The 19,329-nt window shown below is 68.7% G+C and carries 20 protein-coding genes; 9 read left to right on the plus strand and 11 right to left on the minus strand.

The features are described from left to right. Nucleotides 1-176 precede the first annotated feature (176 nt). Nucleotides 177-494 (minus strand): cupin domain-containing protein, encoded by a 318-nt coding sequence (locus ACIQZO_RS29790; protein WP_403631833.1) that lies wholly within the window; start codon nucleotides 492-494, stop codon nucleotides 177-179. An 89-nt stretch (nucleotides 495-583) separates the two neighbouring features. Here ACIQZO_RS29790 and ACIQZO_RS29795 point away from each other — a divergent pair, with 89 nt between their 5' ends. The 5 genes from ACIQZO_RS29795 to ACIQZO_RS29815 all read left to right on the plus strand — a co-directional run bounded on the left by ACIQZO_RS29795 (nucleotide 584) and on the right by ACIQZO_RS29815 (nucleotide 4,294). Further along, nucleotides 584-964 (plus strand): phage holin family protein, encoded by a 381-nt coding sequence (locus tag ACIQZO_RS29795; protein ID WP_403631835.1) that lies wholly within the window; start codon nucleotides 584-586, stop codon nucleotides 962-964. A gap of 11 nt (nucleotides 965-975) precedes the next feature. Further along, a complete protein-coding gene (locus ACIQZO_RS29800; protein WP_403631838.1) occupies nucleotides 976-1,467 on the plus strand; it encodes a low molecular weight protein-tyrosine-phosphatase in 492 nt (163 codons plus the stop codon). Further along, entirely contained in the window at nucleotides 1,464-2,639 is a 1,176-nt protein-coding gene (locus ACIQZO_RS29805; protein WP_403631841.1) for a cystathionine gamma-lyase, read from the plus strand. The genes ACIQZO_RS29800 and ACIQZO_RS29805 overlap by 4 nt, the downstream gene beginning before the upstream one ends. Nucleotides 2,640-2,847: 208 nt before the next feature. Beyond that, complete coding sequence (locus ACIQZO_RS29810; protein ID WP_403631844.1) at nucleotides 2,848-3,753, plus strand: LysR family transcriptional regulator; 906 nt, start codon at nucleotides 2,848-2,850, stop codon at nucleotides 3,751-3,753. 61 nt (nucleotides 3,754-3,814) lie between these two features. Continuing rightward, a complete protein-coding gene (locus ACIQZO_RS29815; protein ID WP_403631847.1) occupies nucleotides 3,815-4,294 on the plus strand; it encodes an NUDIX domain-containing protein in 480 nt (159 codons plus the stop codon). A gap of 34 nt (nucleotides 4,295-4,328) precedes the next feature. Here ACIQZO_RS29815 and ACIQZO_RS29820 read toward each other — a convergent pair whose 3' ends face one another. Together ACIQZO_RS29820 and ACIQZO_RS29825 are read right to left on the minus strand one after the other, a co-directional pair. Then, complete coding sequence (locus ACIQZO_RS29820; RefSeq protein ID WP_403632181.1) at nucleotides 4,329-5,537, minus strand: globin domain-containing protein; 1,209 nt, start codon at nucleotides 5,535-5,537, stop codon at nucleotides 4,329-4,331. 120 nt (nucleotides 5,538-5,657) lie between these two features. Continuing rightward, nucleotides 5,658-6,308, minus strand: a complete 651-nt coding sequence (locus tag ACIQZO_RS29825; protein WP_403631850.1) for an HAD family hydrolase — start codon at nucleotides 6,306-6,308, stop codon at nucleotides 5,658-5,660. Between the two features lie 168 nt (nucleotides 6,309-6,476). On the opposite strand from ACIQZO_RS29825, the gene ACIQZO_RS29830 reads away from it, so the two are divergent. The 3 genes from ACIQZO_RS29830 to ACIQZO_RS29840 are packed head-to-tail and all read left to right on the plus strand — an operon-like array spanning nucleotide 6,477 to nucleotide 9,074. Then, complete coding sequence (locus ACIQZO_RS29830; protein ID WP_403631853.1) at nucleotides 6,477-7,370, plus strand: GNAT family N-acetyltransferase; 894 nt, start codon at nucleotides 6,477-6,479, stop codon at nucleotides 7,368-7,370. 15 nt (nucleotides 7,371-7,385) lie between these two features. Continuing rightward, nucleotides 7,386-7,847: a GNAT family N-acetyltransferase gene (locus ACIQZO_RS29835; RefSeq protein ID WP_403631856.1), complete on the plus strand. Its 462-nt coding sequence runs from the start codon at nucleotides 7,386-7,388 to the stop codon at nucleotides 7,845-7,847. 57 nt (nucleotides 7,848-7,904) lie between these two features. Further along, the gene (locus ACIQZO_RS29840; RefSeq protein WP_403631859.1) at nucleotides 7,905-9,074 is read left to right on the plus strand and encodes a winged helix DNA-binding domain-containing protein; all 1,170 of its coding nucleotides are present in this window, start codon (nucleotides 7,905-7,907) and stop codon (nucleotides 9,072-9,074) included. A 15-nt stretch (nucleotides 9,075-9,089) separates the two neighbouring features. On the opposite strand, the gene ACIQZO_RS29845 is transcribed toward ACIQZO_RS29840, so the two are convergent. The 3 genes from ACIQZO_RS29845 to ACIQZO_RS29855 all read right to left on the minus strand — a co-directional run bounded on the left by ACIQZO_RS29845 (nucleotide 9,090) and on the right by ACIQZO_RS29855 (nucleotide 11,407). Then, entirely contained in the window at nucleotides 9,090-10,475 is a 1,386-nt protein-coding gene (locus ACIQZO_RS29845; RefSeq protein WP_403631861.1) for a serine hydrolase domain-containing protein, read from the minus strand. Nucleotides 10,476-10,633: 158 nt separating this feature from the next. Continuing rightward, nucleotides 10,634-11,014, minus strand: a complete 381-nt coding sequence (locus ACIQZO_RS29850) for a hypothetical protein (RefSeq protein WP_403631864.1) — start codon at nucleotides 11,012-11,014, stop codon at nucleotides 10,634-10,636. A gap of 78 nt (nucleotides 11,015-11,092) precedes the next feature. After that, nucleotides 11,093-11,407, minus strand: a complete 315-nt coding sequence (locus ACIQZO_RS29855) for a hypothetical protein (RefSeq protein ID WP_403631867.1) — start codon at nucleotides 11,405-11,407, stop codon at nucleotides 11,093-11,095. A 68-nt stretch (nucleotides 11,408-11,475) separates the two neighbouring features. Between ACIQZO_RS29855 and ACIQZO_RS29860 the strand changes: the two genes are divergently transcribed. Next, on the plus strand, nucleotides 11,476-11,832 hold the full coding sequence (locus ACIQZO_RS29860; RefSeq protein WP_403631870.1) for a hypothetical protein: 357 nt from the start codon (nucleotides 11,476-11,478) through the stop codon (nucleotides 11,830-11,832). A gap of 355 nt (nucleotides 11,833-12,187) precedes the next feature. Here ACIQZO_RS29860 and ACIQZO_RS29865 read toward each other — a convergent pair whose 3' ends face one another. Genes ACIQZO_RS29865 through ACIQZO_RS29885 form a run of 5 tightly spaced genes read right to left on the minus strand, consistent with a single transcriptional unit; the run spans nucleotide 12,188 to nucleotide 19,166 of the window. After that, entirely contained in the window at nucleotides 12,188-12,523 is a 336-nt protein-coding gene (locus tag ACIQZO_RS29865; protein WP_403631872.1) for a hypothetical protein, read from the minus strand. After that, nucleotides 12,483-15,209: a TniQ family protein gene (locus ACIQZO_RS29870; protein ID WP_403631874.1), complete on the minus strand. Its 2,727-nt coding sequence runs from the start codon at nucleotides 15,207-15,209 to the stop codon at nucleotides 12,483-12,485. Before ACIQZO_RS29870 ends, ACIQZO_RS29865 begins: the two co-directional genes overlap by 41 nt. After that, complete coding sequence (locus tag ACIQZO_RS29875) at nucleotides 15,206-16,321, minus strand: AAA family ATPase (RefSeq protein ID WP_403631877.1); 1,116 nt, start codon at nucleotides 16,319-16,321, stop codon at nucleotides 15,206-15,208. Before ACIQZO_RS29875 ends, ACIQZO_RS29870 begins: the two co-directional genes overlap by 4 nt. Beyond that, nucleotides 16,318-18,450 carry a helix-turn-helix domain-containing protein gene (locus ACIQZO_RS29880; protein WP_403631880.1) on the minus strand — a complete coding sequence of 711 codons (2,133 nt, stop codon included), beginning with the start codon at nucleotides 18,448-18,450 and terminating at the stop codon, nucleotides 16,318-16,320. The genes ACIQZO_RS29875 and ACIQZO_RS29880 overlap by 4 nt, the downstream gene beginning before the upstream one ends. After that, on the minus strand, nucleotides 18,447-19,166 hold the full coding sequence (locus tag ACIQZO_RS29885; RefSeq protein ID WP_403631883.1) for a TnsA-like heteromeric transposase endonuclease subunit: 720 nt from the start codon (nucleotides 19,164-19,166) through the stop codon (nucleotides 18,447-18,449). The genes ACIQZO_RS29880 and ACIQZO_RS29885 overlap by 4 nt, the downstream gene beginning before the upstream one ends. Nucleotides 19,167-19,329 lie beyond the last annotated feature (163 nt).

Consider the following 19,329-nt stretch of genomic DNA (forward strand, 5'->3'; position numbering starts at 1 on the left):
CCGCCCGCTCATGATCCAGTCCTCAACAAGCCGGATCATCGCAGGCCACGGGGCACCTTTTGCATGCGGTGACAGAACGTCACAGTTCATGGAATTCACGGTGAAACACCGAGGCCGGAGTCCCCTGATCCGCCCCTTAGGGGGATCAGAGCCCCGACCCTCATCCGCCCTGCCGCTCAGCCCTCCGGCGGGGAGAACACCACCATCACCTTCAGGTCCTCGGTGATGTGGTGGAACTTGTGCGGGACGCCCGCCGGGACGTAGACGACGCTGCCGCGCGCCACCGTCTCCGTCTCCTCCCCGATCGTGATCGAGGCCCGCCCGCTGACGACGAAGTACACCTCGTCCTGCCGGTGCGGAAGCTGCGGATCGGTCTGCCCGGCGTCGAGCGCGTACAGCCCGACCGACATGTTCCGCTCGCGCAGGAACTGCAGATAGGCGCCGTCGTTGGCGGCCCGCTCCGCTTCGAGCTCGTCAAGCCGGAAGGCTTTCATCGTCGTTGCGCCCCTTGTACTCGATCGTTCCGTCGCATCCGCTGATCTGCGGATGTCCCACCGAGATCTTCTCTGCCACGATCAGACACATGACGAATTTCGTAGTCAAGACGCTCGCCAACGCGGCGGCCCTGGCCGTCGCCATCTGGCTGCTTTCCGGAATCACCCTCGACGACGGCAGCAGCATGGGCCGCCGGACCCTCACCCTGATCCTGGTCGCCCTGGTCTTCGGCCTGGTCAACCTGCTCGTCAAGCCGGTGGTGAAACTGCTCTCGCTGCCGCTGTTCGTCCTCACCCTCGGCCTGTTCACCCTCGTCGTGAACGCCCTGATGCTGCTGCTGACCTCCTGGCTGGCCACTCAGCTGAACCTCAGCTTCCACGTGGACAACTTCTGGACCGCGATCCTCGGCGGCCTGATCATTTCCATCGTCTCGTGGGCCGTGAACATGATCCTGCCCGACAAGAACTGAACAGGCCGGCCATGTACCGCGTCTGCTTCGTCTGCACGGGCAACATATGCCGCTCCCCCATGGCCGAGTCCGTCTTCCGCGCCCACGTGGTGGCGGAAGGTCTCGGCACCCTGGTCGAGGTGGACAGCGCCGGAACCGGCGGCTGGCACGAGGGGGACGGTGCCGACCCCCGCACCATCTCCGTCCTGGAGGCGGCCGGCTACGAACAAGGGCACCGGGCCCGCCGGTTCCGCTCTTCCTGGTTCGCCCGCCTGGACCTCGTCATCGCACTCGACACCGAGCACCTTCGGGACCTCCGGGCGCTCGCGCCCACCGCGCAGGACGCCGCGAAGGTGCGGCTGCTGCGGTCCTACGACCCCGCGGCCACGGCCGCGGAAACCGACGTACCGGATCCCTATTACGGGCCGCTCGACGGGTTCGAGGAGTGCCTGGAGCTGGTCGAGGCGGCGAGCCCCGGCCTGCTGGATGCCGTACGTGAAGCCGTGAAGGAGCACACCGCGTGAACGACTACACCCCCCGGGGCGCCGGATCGGCCGCATCCGGCCCGGCCTCGTTCGGCGACGGCACCCGGGCCGTCCGGGCCGGACTGCCGGAAGCCGTCAAGAACGAGCCGCCACTGCCCGGACCGGTCTTCGCCGCCCACTTCCACCTCCCGGGAGACGTCGAGGGCCCCTACGCCTACGGCCGCGACACCAACCCGACCTGGACCCTGCTGGAACGGGCGATCGGTGAACTGGAGGCCCCCGGCGAGGACGTGCACACCATCGTCTTCGCCTCCGGCATGGCCGCGGTCTCCGCCGTCCTCCTCTCCCAGGCGCACACCGGCGACACCGTGGTCCTGCCCGACGACGGCTACCAGGCGCTGCCCCTGCTGCGGGAGCAGCTGGAGGCCTACGGGATCCACGTGCGCACCGCGCCGACCCGTGACGACGGCCAGCTGGCTGCCCTCGACGGTGCCCGGCTGCTGTGGATCGAGACCCCTTCCAACCCCGGGCTCGACGTGTGCGACGTACGCCGCCTCGTGGACGCAGCGCACGCCGGCGGGACCCTGGTCGCCGTCGACAACACCCTGGCCACCCCGCTCGGGCAGCGGCCCCTGGAGCTGGGGGCGGACTTCTCGGTGGCGAGCGGAACCAAGGGCCTCACCGGCCACGGGGACGTCCTGCTCGGGTACGTCGTCTGCCGCGATCCGGAGCTCGCCGCCCGCGTCCGGCGGTGGCGCAAGATCGTCGGCGCGATCCCCGGCCCCATGGAGGCCTGGCTCGCCCACCGATCCCTCGCCACGATCCAGCTGCGCGCACAGCGGCAGTGGGCCAACGCACTGGCCGTCGCCGAGGCGTTGACCCATCGCACCGACGTGAGCGGGCTGCGCTACCCGGGACTGGCCACGAACCGCTCCCACAAGACGGCGGCCCGGCAGATGCGGGGCTTCGGCTCGGTGGTCTCCTTCACTCTGCCCGACCGCGCGCACGCGGAGCGCTTCATGGCCGCCCTGCACCTGGTCGAGGACGCCACGAGCTTCGGCGGAGTGCGGTCCACCGCGGAGCGGCGCGGACGGTGGGGCGGCGACGCCGTGCCGGAGGGCTTCATCCGCTTCTCCGCCGGCGCCGAGGACACCGAGGACCTCGTGGCGGACGTACTGCGCGCCCTCGACCACGCGGGCGCCGAGGGCTGAGCCGGGCAACGGCTTTCACCTGTCGCATCCGAGGAAGCCGTGTGCAAGCGGTCCGAGCCTCCCCCCTAGTGGCTCGGACCGCCCCGGGTTCCGCGCGCGAAGAACCACGCGACAAGGCTAATTGACTCTACGTCAGAGTCCAATCACGATAACGACAGGGACCTATCTGCATATTTATAGTTGAAGGCCCCCACCGAGAGGTGCAGCGATGGACCTGACCCTGCTGCGCACCTTTGTCGCCGTCCACCGGGCCGGCTCGTTCACACGCGCCGCCGCCCTCCTCGGACTGTCCCAGCCCGCCGTGACCTCGCAGATCCGCACCTTGGAGCGCCAGTTGGGCCGGCCGCTCTTCCACCGCCGGGCGCGTGGCGTCACCCCCACGGCCGTCGGCGACGAACTGGCCCACAAGGCCGCCCCGCACCTCGACGCCCTGCTGCGGATCACCGAGGCCGAGCGGGAGGCCGCCGGCGCGTTACGCACCCTCCACGTCGCCGGTCCCCCCGAGTTCCTGTGCCTGCGTGTGCTCCCCGCCCTCGCACTCCTCGTCGGCCAGGGCCACACCCTGCGCGCCGCCCCGCAGACCGGCGCCCAGGCGACCCTCGACGGGCTCGCCGCCGGCCACCACGACCTCGTCGTCACCACCGCCCACCCGCGGGGCGGGCTCTTCTCCGCCACCGCGCTGTGCGACGAGGAGCACGTCCTGGTCGCCGCGCCGTACTGGGCCGCCCTCGTCGACCGGGACCGGCTGCGCATCGAGGGGCCCGCCGCACTGGACGGAATCCCGCTCGTCGAGGTCCACGAGAGCCTGCCGCTCGTCACCCGGTACTGGGCCGCCGTCTTCGACGCCCTGCCCGATGCCAGGTCCCTGGCCGCCACCGTGGTCGTGCCCGACCTGCGGGCCGTACTGGAATGCGTCCGGGCCGGTGCCGGGCTCGCCGTCCTGCCCCGCTACCTGTGCCAGGAGGCCCTGGGCAGCGGTCGGATCGTCGCGCTGGCGGAGCCCCCGGTGCCGCCGCTGCGCACCTGGTTCCTGGTCGTCCGGACGGGAAGCCTGGCTCTGGCGCACCTCGCCCGGGCGCACGACCGGCTACTGGATGCCGCCGTGCACTGGTGAGCCACCTCTTTTTCGGCCCGTTGCGCGTTTCAGAAGCGGAGTGGCGGGCCACGCTTCTCCCATGACCGAACGTCCCGTGGTCAAACGCACCGCCCGCGCGATCCTGCTCGACGGTGGCGACCTGATCCTCATCAAACGCACCAGGCCCGGCGTCGACCCGTACTGGCTCACCCCCGGCGGGGGAGTCGAACCCTCGGACGCCACGGTCGTCGACGCCCTGCACCGGGAGGTCCACGAAGAACTCGGTGCGAAGATCACCGATGTGGTGCCCTGTTTCGTCGACACCGTCGAGCACATCGCCGAACGGGGGGTGACCGGCGTGAAGGTGCAGCACTTCTTCGTCTGCCGCCTCGAATCGATGGACCCGAACCTTCGGCACGGCCCCGAGGTCGACGAGCCCGAGGGCGAGTACGAGATCGTCCGTGTGCCCTTCAGCCGGGTGGGCATCGCAGCCGTCCACCTCGTCCCGCTGTCCCTGCGGCACTACCTCGACGGCAACATCGAGGGTGTACGCGCCATGCACGCTCCCGACCTGGGCTGAGAGCGGGCTGGGACCGGCGGTCCGCCGCCCGGTCTCAGCCGGCGATGCCCGCCAGCTCCTCGACCGCGTCGTGCCGGATCCGCTCGCAGGGAATCCCTATCCGAAGGAGCTCGTCCACTCCGTTGCGGATCATCGCGGGCGGACCCGAGATGAAGGCGTCGTACGAGCTCCACGGGCCGTGCTCGCCCACCGCCTGCGGCAGTTGGCCGGCCAGTCCGTCGCCGACCACCGGGCGCACCGACAGCCACGGATGGGAGCGCTGGAGTCCCAGCAGGGTGTCCTTGTCGTACAGGTCGTTGTCACTGCGGGCCCCGAAGAACACCTCCACGGGCCGACGCTCACCGTGTTCGGCCACGTCCTCGATCAGCGCCTTGATCGGCGCGATGCCGGTCCCCCCGCCCAGACACAGCATGCCGTTGTCCGTGGTGTGGTCCACCACCATCGATCCGGCCGGCGGTCCCAGGCGCAGTACGTCCCCCGGGCGGGCGTGACGGACCAGTGCGTTGGACACCCAGCCGGCGGGGACGGCCTTGACGTGGAACGACAGCAGTCCGTCGGCGCGCGGTGCCGAGGCGAAGGAATAGTGCCGCCATACCCGCGGCCACCAGGGGGTCTCCACGCTCGCGTACTGGCCGGCGAGGAAGGCGTAGGGCTGGTCCGGACGGACGGTCAGCACCGCGATGTCCGGGGTGCGCAGATCGTGGGACACCACCTCCGCGTGCCACCAGGCGGGAGCCTTGACCTCGTCCTCCGCCGCCGCGTCAATCATGATCTGGGAGATCGCGGTGTACGCGCGCACCCAGGCGGCCTGCGTCTCCGGGCCCCAGCTGCTGTACGCGTAGCGGGCCAGGGCTCCGACGAGGGCCTCGCCCACCGCCGGGTAGTGACCGGCCATGGTGCCGTACTTGCGGTGCCCGGTACCCAGTCGGCGCAGGTAGGGGACGAGGACGTCGGGGTTGTCGATGTGCTCTGCGGCGGTCAGCAGTGCCTTCAGCAGCCGGTCGCGCTGGACGTCCATGGCCACGGGGAACATGCTGCGCACTTCAGGGTGCCCGGTGAACACGAGTGCGTAGAAGTACGAGGTCACCCTGTCCGCGACGGGGGCGATCTCCGCGAGGGTCCGGCGGATGAGCACCGCATCGGGTGAGGGCTCGGCCGCGCCGCCCCCGCCGGATATCGGGGCCGTTTCGCGTCTGGCCGATCTGGTGGGCGGAGCGTCCATGCGGTGCCTCGCTTCGAGCATCTCGTCGGTCTGCACACGCCACGGCCTGTGAATCCGTGGTTCCGGGCTTCACAGCGTGCCAGCCGACTCAGAGGCCTGCGGGGAAACGCGGAAAGTCCGCGTTTCGAACCCACTTTCCTCCTAAGATGCGTCAACTCCCGGGCGTGCCAGACCCACAAGCTGGTACGCCTCGCGCAGATCCCGACCCTCGTAGACATGAGTCGCTCGCTCGGCCAGGAAAGGCCGCGCATTGACCGCCACCGAGACCGGCACCACATCGAAGAGCATCGCGTCGGTCACCGAGTCCCCGTAGGCAACGCAGTCGCTCCGGCTCACACCGAACTCCGCGCAGAGCCGGTCCGCGATCGTGACCTTGCCCTGGGGCGTCAGGATCCCGGCCTCCTCCACGGGCCGGGTGAACGGCACCTCCGGGAAGACCGACCCGTGCGCCGCGTGCGCGCCCCACTCCAGGAGCAGCTCCACGAAGAAGGACGGCGACAGGGAGATCACCGCGCAGTAGTCCCCGCGCTCCCGGATCTCCTGCCATACGTCCCGGATCCCGGTGAGCCAGGGTGCCCCGTCGAACGCCGCGCGGACGTGCGCGGGAGTCAGCTCGGCCCACAGTGTGTGAGCGGCGACCGAGAACTGGTGCGGGCCCATCTTCTGCGCCCCGAAGGCCCGTTCCAGCTCGGCGATCTCGGCGCTCAGCCCGAGCTGGCGGGAGATCTCGACCGGCGCCGCCGAGCCGTACATCAGCGTCCCGTCCAGGTCGAAGAGGTGCAGGAGAGTCATAGCCCATGAGGCTAGTCGGTCCGTTTCACGTGAAACACCGTGTTTCACGTGAAACACCGTCCGGCGGGCGGCGCCGGAGGGGGTCCGATGTTTCACGTGAAACATCGACCTGAACATCCGACCCCAAATCCTCTGGACGGCTCCCAGTCCATGATCCAGTCTGGGCCGGTGACACCACCACACATCACCGATCTACCGATCCGGGCGCTGACCGTGGACGATCTCCACCGCTGCGCCGACCTGTCCGAAGATCGCGGATGGCTCCGCGAGGACCATAAGTGGCGTCTGCTCCTCGCCGCCGGGAACGGCTACGGCGTCGATGCCCCGGACGGCCGGGGGCTCGCGGCCGCCTGTGTCGTCACCCGGTACGGCACCGCACCCGCCGGCCCGGAGCTCGCCGCCATCGGGATGGTCCTCGTGGCCGACCGATTCGCCCGTCAGGGTCTGGGCCGCCGCCTGATGACCCACGTCTGCAACGACGTACTCAAGGGCGTCCCCCTCACCCTGCACGCCACCCCGTACGGGCGCCCTCTCTACGAGGAACTCGGCTTCGAGACGACGGGGCGCGCCGAGATGCTGATGGGTGCCTTCCGGCACGAAGGCACCCCCGGCGCGTACGGCACCGCACGGGTCCGCCCGGCCAACGCCGAGGACCTCCCGCGCATCCTGCGCCTGGACGCGGAGGTCTTCGGCACCGACCGCACGCACCTGATCACCCGGCTTCCCGCCTTCGCCGACCGGCTGATCGTCGCCGAGGACCCTTCCGGAAACGGCTCCCTCACGGGCTACGCGGCGTCCTGGCCCAATCTGGACACCCAGGTCATCGGGCCGCTGATCGCCCATGACACCGCCACGGCCCAGTCACTGGTCTCCGCGCTCGCCCGGGGTACCGACCGGGTGCTGCGCACCGACGTCGACGTACGGCACGAGGAACTCGTCACGTGGCTCAAGGACCGCGGACTGGCCTCCGTGGCCTTCAACGCCGTCATGACCCGAGACATCCCCGGCTTGCCCGGCGACTGGACCCGCCGGTGGGCGCCGCTCACCGTGGCCGCCGGCTGAGAGGAACACGCCATCGTGACCGACACCCCCGAGCTGACGATCCGGCCCGCCACCGCGGCCGACGTACCCGCCATCGTGGCCATGCTGGCCGACGACCCGCTCGGCGCCACGCGCGAGTCCCCGGACGATCTCTCCCCGTACCTCACGGCCCTGAAGCGGCTCACCGACGACCCGAACCAGCACCTGGTCGTCGCCGTCCGCGACGACCGCGTCGTGGGCACGCTCCAGTTGACCGTCGTCCCGGGGCTCTCCCGTAAGGGAGCCACCCGTTCGATCATCGAGGGCGTCCGCGTGCACGCGGACGAGCGCGGCAGCGGCCTGGGCACCCGGTTCATCGAATGGGCCGTCGAGAAGTCCCGTACCGAGAACTGCACGCTCGTACAGCTGACTTCGGACGCGACCCGCACCGACGCCCACCGCCTCTACGAGCGGCTCGGGTTCACCGCCTCGCACGTGGGGTTCAAGCTCCAGCTCTGACCGGTCGTTCCGGCAAGCCGGGCCGCCGTGTCGGCGGCCCGGCCTACGATCGGGAGGATGAGCCTCCCCCTCGTCACCACCGCCGAGCGACGCCACCGGCTCGGCAAGCGCCACCGCCTCGCCCCGTCGGCCCGTGCCGCGTCGGTCGCGGAGGCCGCGGACTCCGTCGTGGCCCTGCACGCCACGGACGCCGCGACGGTCTTCCTCTCGGCCCGGGCCCGGCTCACCGGGGGCGGCCCGGACCTGATCGAGCGGGCTCTCTACGAGGACGTAAGCCTCGTGCGCCTGCTCAGCATGCGCCATACGCTCTTCGCGGTCTCCGCCGAACTCGCCCCGCACGTCGACTCCTCCACCGCCCGTGCCATCGCCACGAAGGAACGCCGCACCCTCCTCAAGCACCTCGACGAGGACGGCCAGGGACTCGACGCCGAGTGGCTGGCCCGGGCCGAGACCGCCGCGCTCGACACCCTCGACACCCACGGTCCCTCCACCGGCAGCCAGCTGTCCGCGGCCGTGCCCGCGTTGCGGCAAAAGATCACCATCAGTCGCGGCAAGAAGTACGAGACCGAGCAGGGCGTCGCGACCCGGGTCATCCGGCTGCTCGCCGCCGACGGCCGGATCCGCCGCGACCGACCGCGCGGATCGTGGACCTCCAGCCAGTACCGCTGGGTCCACACCGAGGCCTGGCCCGCCGTACCCGTCGCCGAGGCCCGTACGGAGATCGCCCGCCGCTGGCTGCGCGCGTACGGCCCCGCCACCGAGACCGACCTCAAGTGGTGGACCGGCTGGACCCTCACGGACGTCCGCAAGGCCCTCGCCGCCGTGGGCCCCGACCAGGTCCGTCTGGAGGACGGCAGCACCGCCCTCGTCAGCCCCGGGGACAGCGCGCCCGAACCGGCCCCGGAGCCGTGGGCCGCACTGCTGCCCGGCCTCGACCCCACCGGCATGGGCTGGGCCGACCGCGGTTTCCATCTCGACCCCGCCCACCGGAGCGCCCTGTTCGACTACGCCGGCAATATCGGCCCTACCGTGTGGTGGAACGGCGAGATCGTCGGCGGCTGGGCGCAGCGCTCCGACGGCGAGATCGTCTGGCGGCTGCTGTCCGGCCCCGGGCGCGCCGCCGAGCAGGCGATCACCGCCGAGGCCGCCCGGCTCGCCTCATGGGTGGGCGATGCCCGCGTCACCCCTCGCTTCCGCACTCCTCTGGAGCGCGAACTCGTCGCCTGAACCGGCTCCGGGCGGTCAGCCGATGCCCCGCCAGCCCTGCGGGTCCACCCCGCCGGGCACCGGGGCGTCGGCGTCGTAGGGCTCCCGGGTGAACACGAAGGACGCGAGGTCCAGATGGCTCACCGAACCGTCCTCACGGCGCACCGCACGCAGCGTCTCTCCGGCGTAGTAGCCGGAGAGACCGGTCCAGGTGCCGTCCGGCTCGGCCCGGAAGCGAGCCGTGCGCCCGGTGGCGCCCACCGGTCCCAGTTCCAGCGCTCCGTCGGCCCGCAGGCGCACCACCTGGGCCGAAGTGCCCCAGTACCAGGGGCCGCACAGCTCCAGCGGCACCTGGTCCGACTCCAGGAACGGCCGCCAGGGCCGGGGGAAACGCGGCTCGGCGTCGGCCACGATCCCCACGAGGTCAGCGGCAACCGTCGAGGCCGGCAGGCCCGAGGTGCAGTTCGCCAGCACCACCGCCGCCACGTCGTCGGCCTCGCTCAGCCACAGACCCGCGACGAAGCCGGGCAGCGATCCGCTGTGCCCCACGAGCCTGCGTGCGCCGACGAGCATCAGCTGCATGCCCAGCCCGTATCCCAGCTCGTCGAGGCCGGGCTCCGGGGGCGCGGCCGCCGTGCGCATCTCCCGTACGGACTCGGTGCACAGGACCCGCTCGTCACCGCGCAGGAGGAATTCGGCGAACCGCGCCAGGTCCCGCGTCGTGGACCACAGCCGGCCGGCTGCGGCCATGAGTCCCAGGTCCTCGAGCGGCTCGGGCATCATCACGTCGGCCCAGGGATGTACCGCCCAGCCGCCCGCGTGCGGGGCCTGCGGCAGCCCGCTCGTGCGCTCCAGGCCCAGGGGTTCCAGCACCTCGGTCCGCAGAGCCTCTTCCCAGGACCTTCCGCGCACCGCCTCGACCAGTGAACCGAGCAGGGTGTAACCGGGGTTGGAGTAGTGGTGCCTGCTTCCCGGCTCGAGCCGGAACGGCTCCTCGCCCAGCACGTCGGCGAGTTCGGGCCGCTGCCCGCCCGGAGTGCGCTCCCACCACTCGCCGGGCGTCTCCGCCGCCAACCCGCCCGTGTGTGCCAGCAGTTGGGCAATGGTCACCCGGCCGGCGCCGGTCCCCGGCAGGTGCTTCTCCAGCGGGTCCGCGAGCGAGAGCAGACCCTCGTCGCGCAGCCTCATCACGAGAACCGCCGTGAACGTCTTGGTGATCGACCCGATCCGGTACTGGACGTCCCCGTCCGGACCGTGCCCCTCGACCGAGGTCCGGGAACCCTCCCAGACCACCTCACCGCCCCGCAGGACGGCCGCCACCACGGACGGCGCCCGCCCCTCGCTCTGCGCGACGGCGATCCGGTGCCTCAGCGCACGCCGGGTGGCAGGGAGCAGTTCCAGGTCCTCAGCAAGATCGTCCATGATCTGTAGGATCTCGCTTTCGGTGTCATATCGCGACGCTGTGACCTGCAGGTCTTGGCGGTCTCTCACGTGGGTTGGCCTGGGTTCTGTCTCACGGCCGTGTCATTTCCTCGCAGCCATCCCGGATCCCTGTGCCTGCATCCGGGTTCCCTTCAAGGTCACCCAAAGATCAGTTCGACGTTGGAGTCGACGCAGACCTTCAATACGATCACGAGCTGTCGGGCGTCCTCGATGTGCCGCGAGAGAGCGGGGTCGCTTTCCTCAGCTTCCCACTCCGTGATGATCTCGGCCAGCCTGGGCAGGACCCTGGCGCAGTCGGCGGCGGATAGATCGCCGGCATCGTCGGGATGATCGATTAGGGGCTCAAGCGTCGATGAGATCTCGCTCCAGTCCCGGTCCCCGCCAAAGCCCCACATGTCCGGCAGTGCGAACCCCTCAGCCTGCGCCAAGCGCTGGCGAAAGGCGCTGAAACCCGAGTAGGACCAGCTGATGTCCGGGCTGGTGAGGTCATCGTCCCCAGGAAACAGACACAATCCCACGAAGCCTCCTCGATCGAGACTTCATGATCAAGGAGGCAGATCGAGTGCGGCAAGTGACTATCCGCCCCCAGCGAGCGATCACGACGGCCGGGCTGTGATCTGCTGGCGGGCGGAGTCCCAGACCTCCTCGAACTCGTCAGAAGTCAGATGCTCCGGATTATGGCCTTCCCACTCAGAGACGGGCAGTTCTGCTGTGATCCCAAACCTGCTGTCGTACTCGTCGAGGCGGCCTGTGTCGGAGGCCTGTTGCCATTCGACGACGGAGGCGGCTGCGATCGGGGTCAGCTCCGGCCTTTCGAGCTCGATCTGCCGGGTCACCCAGCCTTCGGCGTCGACCTCGAAGTAGAACCAGAGGTCTTCCTCGTCCCAGTAGCAGCGCATCCATGTCGTCACCAGCCCATGATGACTGCGTGCTGTCTGCTCGGCGGAGCAATGTCAGAGCCATGTTGGAGGATCACGCCATGCTGATTGCAACTGATGAGGCTGGGCGCGTGGTGAAGAGGCCCTCGAAGCCGGCGATAGGCAGGATGCTGGCCAACCTCCAACGCGGTAACGCGCATCTGGTGCTGGAGCGCGTGGAGGAGGGCCTGGAAGGCAGCTGGTATGTCCAGGTGTTGCTGCGCGACGACAACACGTACCAACTCGAATTCCGGGACGGCGTGGCAGCCGAGCACTATCAGACGCGGACCGTCTCTCAGGAGAAGGTCCTGACGGCAATGCTCGACTGGGCTGCTGGCAGGGGGGACTGGCGGGACGCTTTCATGTGGAACAACATCGGCTCGCAGTTCGAAACCGGAGAGGCTCCGCAACTCGGCTGATCAGGTCACCCATCCGGTAGTTGCTTCGCCCCTCGTCTGGATCCACTCGCGGATGGTCTCGATGGCGTCGAGAAGATCCTCGTGCGGAGATCACGATGCTGTCGACGAACCCGATCTGTTGGCACGTCCCCGCACTCAAGTTCCGCTTCACCGCTGCTCCAGACGATGAGCACGGCGACTTGGTCATCCGTTTCTAGCGTCACCCAGGTGCTGGTCTTGGTTCGGCCGTCCTCAGGCGATCGCTGGACGCCACCCGTGATTCCGCACGATCGCAAGCGTTCCTCGTGCTCGTCGAACCAGGTCTGGAGCCTCTGAGGCAGCTCATCCGGGGTCCGCCGCGCCTCTCCACTGTCTCTCATGGCTGGGGGATGAATCCCGCGGATCGGTCGAGCGAGAACGGAGCACCGGCCAGCATCGGATCCCAGCCTTGGCTCCGCGCTTCCCGAATGCTCGCAGCAACGTGAGCTGGCCGAATGGGCTCAGTCTCGACACCCAACCAGTTACTGGGATGGGCCTGGCCGCTGGTGACGATCAAGGTCGTGCCCGGCTGGTCGACGTTGGCGGCCTCGACCGCGTAGGTCATGGGTGTCCAGCAGAGTCCCTGCATGTAGGAGGGCTTCCTGCGGATTCGCCAGCGGTACTCGATCCCGTCAACGGCTATGCGGCGGGACCCCTTCTTGTTCAGCGCCATCGTCCCCCTCTTCTACCTCGGACTGTAGTGCCCTGCCACTGGCCTGTCCCTGGATATTCCTGGCTGCGGCGGCGACCTTCTTCCCGAAGGCGGTCAGCTTCATGGCTCTGCCTCGTTCGGCGCGCTCAATCAGAAGCTGTCCCAGGTCCTTTTCCAGCCGGTTGATCTGGATCACCAACGTCGGCTGGTTGATGCCGAGGGCCCGTGCGGCCTCACAGATCGTGGGATAGCCGGAGGCAGCCAGGAAACGTTCAATGCGTTGCCAGGCATAGGGGCTGGTGAGGGCCTTCCGTAGGAGGGCTGGGGTCTCGGCTCTCTTCTCGGTCACGCGGAGTGCAGTGTCGTGGCTACCGCCGCCGCGGGGCCGGAGGGGGATCTTGTGGGCGTGCGCCCATCGGGCCATGTTCGCGGTGCTCATGCCCTTCTCGCGGGCGAGATCGGGCAGGGTCCGACGCCGGTGGACGTACTCCTCGATCAGCCAGTCCCGTTCGACGGTGCCGCGGCGCGTGTAGTCCTGAGGACCGTCACGGACGGGGATGCCGTACTCCCGCGCGAGGCGGGTCAGGAGTTGGCGGGAGAAGCCGGTGAGGGTGGCGATCTGCTGGAGCGAACGGTGCTCGTTGAGGTAGAGCTGGGTGAAGTGCTCTTTCGGGAGGCTTTCTCGGGCTTGCTGGCGGATGCGGCCGGTGGCTCTGGCCACGTTGCGCGTCAGTGGGGGTGCGGGGGCGGGGTGTTCGTCGAGGACGTGCCGGATGGCGTCGATGTTCGTGCCGAGGATCTGAGCGACGTGCTGGGCGGGGTGTTTTCGCTGCCGGACGAGCTGATGCAGGCGGGCGATGTCGATGTGTGCTGGGTCGGGGCCGGGCAGGACTAGTCCGTCCGCCAGGGCTGCTGCGGGCTGCCAGGTCACGGGTTCGTCGTGGATATGGTGCGATGCCAGGAAGACCAGGCCTTCCTGGTGGAGGGCGTGTGTGAGTTCGGGCGTGTGCAGCGCGGATGCCAGCATCGCTGCCGCCCGGAAGGCCGCTTCGTCGAGCCCTCCTTGGTCGTCGGGGGCGGACTCCGCGGGGAGTCCGCTGAGACGCTGGAAGAGCCAGCCGCGGGCGATACGTTCACGCCGTCCGGTCCCGGGCAAGGCTCCGGTGCGGCGGCAAATATCCAACCATCGCTCATGTGGCAGCAGTTGGCTGTAGTCCAGGAGACGGCGCCGCTGGTAGTCGATGGGCACGTCGCCGGCGTCGATGTGGTCGGCGAGCCGGATCAGCACGGTGGCGATGTCCGGCCACTGGGGAAGATCGTCGAGTTCCTGCAGGAGACGTGAGGCTTCGGTGCCATCGGTGACGTTGCCGAGCAGTTCCGCGGCCCGGCCCAGAGGAACGCTGCCGTCGGGGATCAGCAGCAAAGCGGCGAGGACCGGGGCCAGGGTCCGTGCGTGGATCCCGTCAGGCGGTGTGAGCCGTACTGTCCATGCCGGCCAGAACATGGAGGGGATCTTCCTGGACCGCTGCTCGATGTCCTGGGCGGTCAGAGTCGGCCGGCGGGGAGTGGTTGTCGGGGTGCGGTAGCGCAGGTGCCCGCTGGGGCGGAGGCCCGGGGCCAGAGCGGCCAGATGCACGGACTGCAGAACCGGGCTGACGCCCTGCCCCCAGTCGTCGATGCTGGTGACGGAGACCTGCGTGAGCTCTTCGCGTACAACTTCCAGCAGACCGCGCATTGCCTCTCCGGCCGGTTGGATCCCGGGCCGTTCAAGGATGTTCAGGGCGGTGGTGACCGCGACGGCGACATCCACGGCCCGGGACGGGGCCGCGAACCCTGTGCGGTCGGCCGCCATTCCGGCGTGCGGCGAAACGGGATCGGTGGCGAGGTGTGCTGTGACGATGTCGGCAGGCAGCTGCTCGCGAAGTACGAGGGCGGGAAGGTCGGCCAGGGTCCGGATGCCCAGGGCCCGGATGTCGGCGAGCACGGCCTGTGCCGCTTGCGGGGCCGCCTCGTAGGGGCCGAAGGAGGCGCTTCCCGTGTCGATGATGTCCATCACGCGGTCCTGCGCCGTGAGAACAGGATGATCCACCGGCAGCAGAAGCGTCGAGGTTTGGGTGAGATCGGCCCCGCAGCCTGCGGAGACCGGTCTGTCTGGGCGGATCGGCGGGTTGCCGCAGAGTTCCAGGCGAGGAACGACCCGTCCCGAACGGGGCCGTTGCCGGGGGATCCGGCTGCAGTGCGGGCACCAGTCCGCCAGCAGTCGGCAGTGGCGGGTGCAGGCGAAAGCAAAGCCCAGCCGCCAGGACAACTGCCAGCGGCCTTCGCTGGATCGCAGGCACTCCGGGCAGAACCGGGATCCCCGGCCACGGCCCCATAGGGCATGCCGTGACACGTTGCGGCGGCCCTCGGCCAGCTGCAGAGCTTTTCCGTCGTAGTGGGCCAGAGTCAGGGCGGTGACCACCTGCGGGTCCACGCCTGTCGCGTGCGCGACGGCTGCGGTCCGCCGCTCATCGAAGGAGATCGTCCAGTCCGGTGGGATGCCTCGAAGCTGGTTCCCCGCCCGTTCCCGGACCGGGAAGCCGAGGTGCCACAACACATCGCCGAGCGTGGTGTCCATCCGCCGAGCCATCGCCTCCAGCCAGGAGTCGAGGGCCTCGCCCGGGAGAGGCAGCAGTCGGATCGGCAGGCTCCGCACGGCTGTATTCATGCGGCCTTGCTGCGACCTGATCGTGGGCGGCTGGTCAGGCGCCGCTTCTCCAGGGCAGCTTCGAGTTCCCTGCGGGCCGCCTCGGATGCCTCGTCGTTCTTCACGCTGTCGAGCAGATCGCGGTCCAGACGCTCGGTTCCAGTGCGAACGGCCCGTTGGCAGCCACGATTGATCAGCGTCATCAGCGACCCGATGTGACCGGTGCTGCGGGCGAAGAAGTAGTCCGAGAGGTCATCGGCAAGCATGCCGGGGTACTTGTCGGCCAGGACCAGTCGTTGTTCGAGGGCCAGCAGCATCTGCCGCCATTCCCTGCGCCCGGCCTCGGACTCGATCGTGAAGGGCCGCATCCCCAATCGGGTGGTGCGGCGCCCGGTCTGGGCCAGCACCGCTTCCCCCCTGCTGCCGCCCTCGCTGAACAGCCCCTTGCCCGCGAGTCCAACACCGATCATCAGCAGCGTCACGGGGAACTCGTTGGCGATCCACTTCAAATGGTTGCTGACTTCGATTCCGTTGCGCTGATTCCATTTCAGGAAGTGCAGGTCGTCCAGGGCCAGGAGGCGGACCTCGCAGGACAAAACACAGTCCAGAGCTCGCTGGCCGAGTTGGGCGGTGGTTCCACGGTTGCGACCCGGATGACCGAAGAATTCGAGGATGGCCCGGTTAAGGTCTTTCATGCCGGTATTCCCGGTCAGTCCAACCCGGCAGACCGGGAGTCGCTCGTGGCCCTGGGCGGTGAACTCGCCCTGTTCAGCGATCTCTCTGCGGTGGAACTCCCGGGCGAACGCCAACACCGAGGTGGTCTTGCCCAGGCCAGGGAAGGCGTCGACCGCGATGGCCCCCTTGGCCTTGTCGCCGTCCTGCAGATTGCTGTCAACGATGTCCCACAAGTCTTCGTGTAACTCGATCAGTTGAGGCGTCTTGATTGGGCCGATGTTCGCATGCCATTCTCGCCGCCGCAGGTTGTGCTCGACGCTCGCCTCATCGCTCAGGGCCTCCAGCTGTGCCCGGGTCAGCGCATCGGGCTGACGGCGACGCGGGTCCTGGGCGAACGTCTTGAGGTCCTCCTTCCGTGACAGCGCCAGGTTGCTCCGACTCGGCGCGGTCGTGCTCACGCATCCTCCAGGGCATCCGCGTAGAAATCGTCTGTGTCATCGAGGTCCTCCAGGTCGGCCGCGTCGTCATCGCCCATCTCCGCCGTCGGCTCCCGTACTTCGGTTTCCGCCGAGTCCTCGGACCGGCCCAGGGCTTTGCGTACGGACGGAAGTGAGACGACCGTGTCCATGTCGTCGCTCTCCGGCAGCTCGATGGATACCTGCTCGCGCGAGATACGCAGCGCCATGCGCCGTTCGGCGAGCGTGGTGCCCAGGCCGAGGTTCCAGCGCTCCAGCAGGTCGGCGACGGCGAGCCGGTCGTCGGGGTATCGGTATTTCGCGGCCGCCAGCTTCCGGGCGAAGGCGAGTGCCTCCTCGCTCAGCGGCATCCGCGCTGACGGCGCGTGTTCCCAGTTCAGGGTGTGCCAGGCACGGGTATCAGGGTCGCGGAAGTAGATCCGGGTGACATCATCCGGATCCACCTGGAACGGCCAGCCGTTCTTCACCGGACCGTCATACGGGCTGCGGATGCCTACCTCGGGCAGGCCCGGACCGCTGTAGCGGCGGCGGCCGATCTCAACTCCGTAGTGCTGGATCGTGCGCCACTTCGTGTGCAGGAACTCAAAAGCGAGGTCCCGGTCCCGGGGAACCTCGATCCAGCCGGCCCGTGCCATGCCGTGCTCGAACATCGCCGCGGGCGACATCCGCAGTCCGGGCAGACCCGGATCGACCAGGCTGGAGTGCGGCCGGCAGTGATAGACCGCCGCGGTCCACTCCCGGATCATCGCCTCCAACTCGTCGAGGAAGAAGAAAGCATCGCCTTCCGGGTTCTCTCCGCGGGAGTGGATGTCGGGTCCCTTGTAGCCGGGCAGAGCCTGCAGCAGGCCCTCGCGCAGGGTGCGGAAAAAGCGCTCAACCGGCCCTTTGTCCCGTCCCGTCCGCAGCCTCGCCGGCTGAATCGAGATACCCATCCGGCGGCAGACGCTGGTCAGATGCTCCGAGACATAGACCTTGCCGTGATCGACCACCAGCGTCTCTGGCACCAACGGCGGCGACGCCAGCCCCGGCCCGACGGCCGCAACGACGTCGACCAGCACGGTGCGTGGGATTCCGTGCTCGGGCCAGACCGCATGCCGCGGCCAGTCCCGCCCCGCCGGCCGGGGACGGAACGACTGGTAGAGCACCGCGCTGACGTCCGCCGCCTTCGTCGAGACCGGTGTGAGCCGAATCCCGGTGATGCAGCGGGTGTACCAGTCCATCGCAACCGTCAGCTCGGCCTGCACCCACTGCAGTGTCAGCGGATCGAACGCGAACACGTCCAGCCGCGTGGTGTCCATCAGCAGATACTCACCCGGCCGCGTCGGCCGCAGCTTCCCGTACGGACCCCGCGGACGCTCCGCGATATCCCGGTTCCGTTTCGTACTCAGCCGGAACAGCGGATGCCTCCGCTCCAGCTCAGCCAGAATCCGGTAAGCCGTCGCCTGGCTCGGCAGGCGGACTGCATCGGAGCCATGACGGGCAATGAGGCGTGCTCGGGTGCGCTCGATGACCATCTTGCGAGAGGGCTTCGACTCGCCGGTGTGCTCGACCATCACCTCAAGCGCCGTCTCCACCCACCGCTCATCGGTACCTGCCGCCGCACCACTGGACTGTTTCTTCTTCGGTACCAGTCCGGCCTCGCCATGCCTCCGAAAGTCCGCAACCCACTGCTTGACGGTGCGGACATGAACCCCCAGTTCCAGCGCCTTCGCAGCGTATTTGGGTTCCACCAACCCGCCGGGCGCATACTCACGGCGGGGCTCTCCCTCGCGCGCCAGCTCCGTACTTCCAGAACGGAAACCCGTCAGCAACTCGCGGACATGCTCAGCCCGCTCAAGGACCTGGTGCCGCTCGTCTTCCTTCAGCTGGTCCAACACCACCGAGGCGATTTCCCCGTCGTCATCAGCCGCCGGACCGGGCTGATCGGGAATCACGACCGCCCGGTCGGAGAACACGAGTTCCTTCAAGGACAACCGCAGAAGCCGCCCTTGGCCGTCCTTGAGAACCACCTCATTGCCCGCCGTCGTCGCGGCCATCTCCACTACCTCGACGGTCTCCCCGTCGTAGCGGAATCGTGTACCGACCCCCACTCGGGCTCCGGCCCCGCTCACGCTGCCCGCCTCAACACAGTTGAAGAACTGAGCGGCCGGCTGAGGTCCGCGCGAAGATCATGAGTCCAAATCAGGTGATGGACCGCAGCCCGGACGTAGGGCTCAGGCCGAGTGGGCAGCCACCGAACCACGTCGCCCAACAGGACACCGTCAAGGTCAGCTTGGCGAAGTTCGTCGAGAACCTTGGAACAGAACAGCCAGTCCCGCCGGTAGCCGGTAAGGAAGCGGATGTTCTCCAGTTCTGCCTCCGGCGGCTCGCTCCAGACCTCGTATTGCCATCCCCGAGACTCCACCGCCTGCCGCGTCCAGTCGAAGGTGAACGCCACCTCAGGCCTGGCTAACCGTCGGCGCGGCTTGACGTCCACCACCACGGGCCCCGGCTCGGTGATCAGCAGATAGTCCGGGATGTGCTTGCGGTCCTTCCCTGCCACCACGGTCCTCATCAGAAACGGCTGGGCCACGATGCCGTGTACGGACGGATCGAAGTCTGCGAAGAGAACCTTCGTCAGCTCCAGCCGTGACTCGTAGATCACGTGGTCCCGCGTCGTCGCCGACCAGTAGGTCCCGGAGTAGTGCTTCTGCTCTCGGTACCAACGGAACGTTCGCCATGGAGCCGCCGAACCCAGCAAGTCGACGGACGTATCCGCCCAGGACAAGTCCTCGACGCTCTTGCCGTCTTGGAAGCGAACACTGACTGCTACGGCGAGACTATCCACGGCGTACCCCATCCCAGGTGACGGCCCGAACAGCCACGATGCCCGCCCCTAGTCAAGAGGGAGGGCACGATCGGCTCTCGCCACCCAAAAGAGTGAGTCCGCTGAACTGCGATTCTCAGCACTACGCCATATATGCCACCGATATGCAGTCAGCTCTGAGAAT

The sequence above is a fragment of the Streptomyces sp. NPDC097617 genome (genome assembly GCF_044761485.1).
In the GTDB taxonomy this organism is placed as follows: Bacteria; Actinomycetota; Actinomycetes; order Streptomycetales; family Streptomycetaceae; genus Streptomyces.

What these genes read in the sequence shown, in the direction of transcription:
- ACIQZO_RS29860 (WP_403631870.1), top strand. Translation starts at nt 11,476, where the DNA reads ATGCTGATTGCAACTGATGAGGCTGGGCGCGTGGTGAAGAGGCCCTCG.
- ACIQZO_RS29795 (WP_403631835.1), top strand. Translation starts at nt 584, where the DNA reads ATGACGAATTTCGTAGTCAAGACGCTCGCCAACGCGGCGGCCCTGGCC.
- ACIQZO_RS29815 (WP_403631847.1), top strand. Translation starts at nt 3,815, where the DNA reads ATGACCGAACGTCCCGTGGTCAAACGCACCGCCCGCGCGATCCTGCTC.
- ACIQZO_RS29825 (WP_403631850.1), bottom strand. Translation starts at nt 6,308, where the DNA reads ATGACTCTCCTGCACCTCTTCGACCTGGACGGGACGCTGATGTACGGC.
- ACIQZO_RS29800 (WP_403631838.1), top strand. Translation starts at nt 976, where the DNA reads ATGTACCGCGTCTGCTTCGTCTGCACGGGCAACATATGCCGCTCCCCC.
- ACIQZO_RS29810 (WP_403631844.1), top strand. Translation starts at nt 2,848, where the DNA reads ATGGACCTGACCCTGCTGCGCACCTTTGTCGCCGTCCACCGGGCCGGC.
- ACIQZO_RS29865 (WP_403631872.1), bottom strand. Translation starts at nt 12,523, where the DNA reads ATGGCGCTGAACAAGAAGGGGTCCCGCCGCATAGCCGTTGACGGGATC.
- ACIQZO_RS29870 (WP_403631874.1), bottom strand. Translation starts at nt 15,209, where the DNA reads ATGAATACAGCCGTGCGGAGCCTGCCGATCCGACTGCTGCCTCTCCCG.
- ACIQZO_RS29845 (WP_403631861.1), bottom strand. Translation starts at nt 10,475, where the DNA reads ATGGACGATCTTGCTGAGGACCTGGAACTGCTCCCTGCCACCCGGCGT.
- ACIQZO_RS29820 (WP_403632181.1), bottom strand. Translation starts at nt 5,537, where the DNA reads ATGCTCGAAGCGAGGCACCGCATGGACGCTCCGCCCACCAGATCGGCC.
- ACIQZO_RS29840 (WP_403631859.1), top strand. Translation starts at nt 7,905, where the DNA reads ATGAGCCTCCCCCTCGTCACCACCGCCGAGCGACGCCACCGGCTCGGC.
- ACIQZO_RS29790 (WP_403631833.1), bottom strand. Translation starts at nt 494, where the DNA reads ATGAAAGCCTTCCGGCTTGACGAGCTCGAAGCGGAGCGGGCCGCCAAC.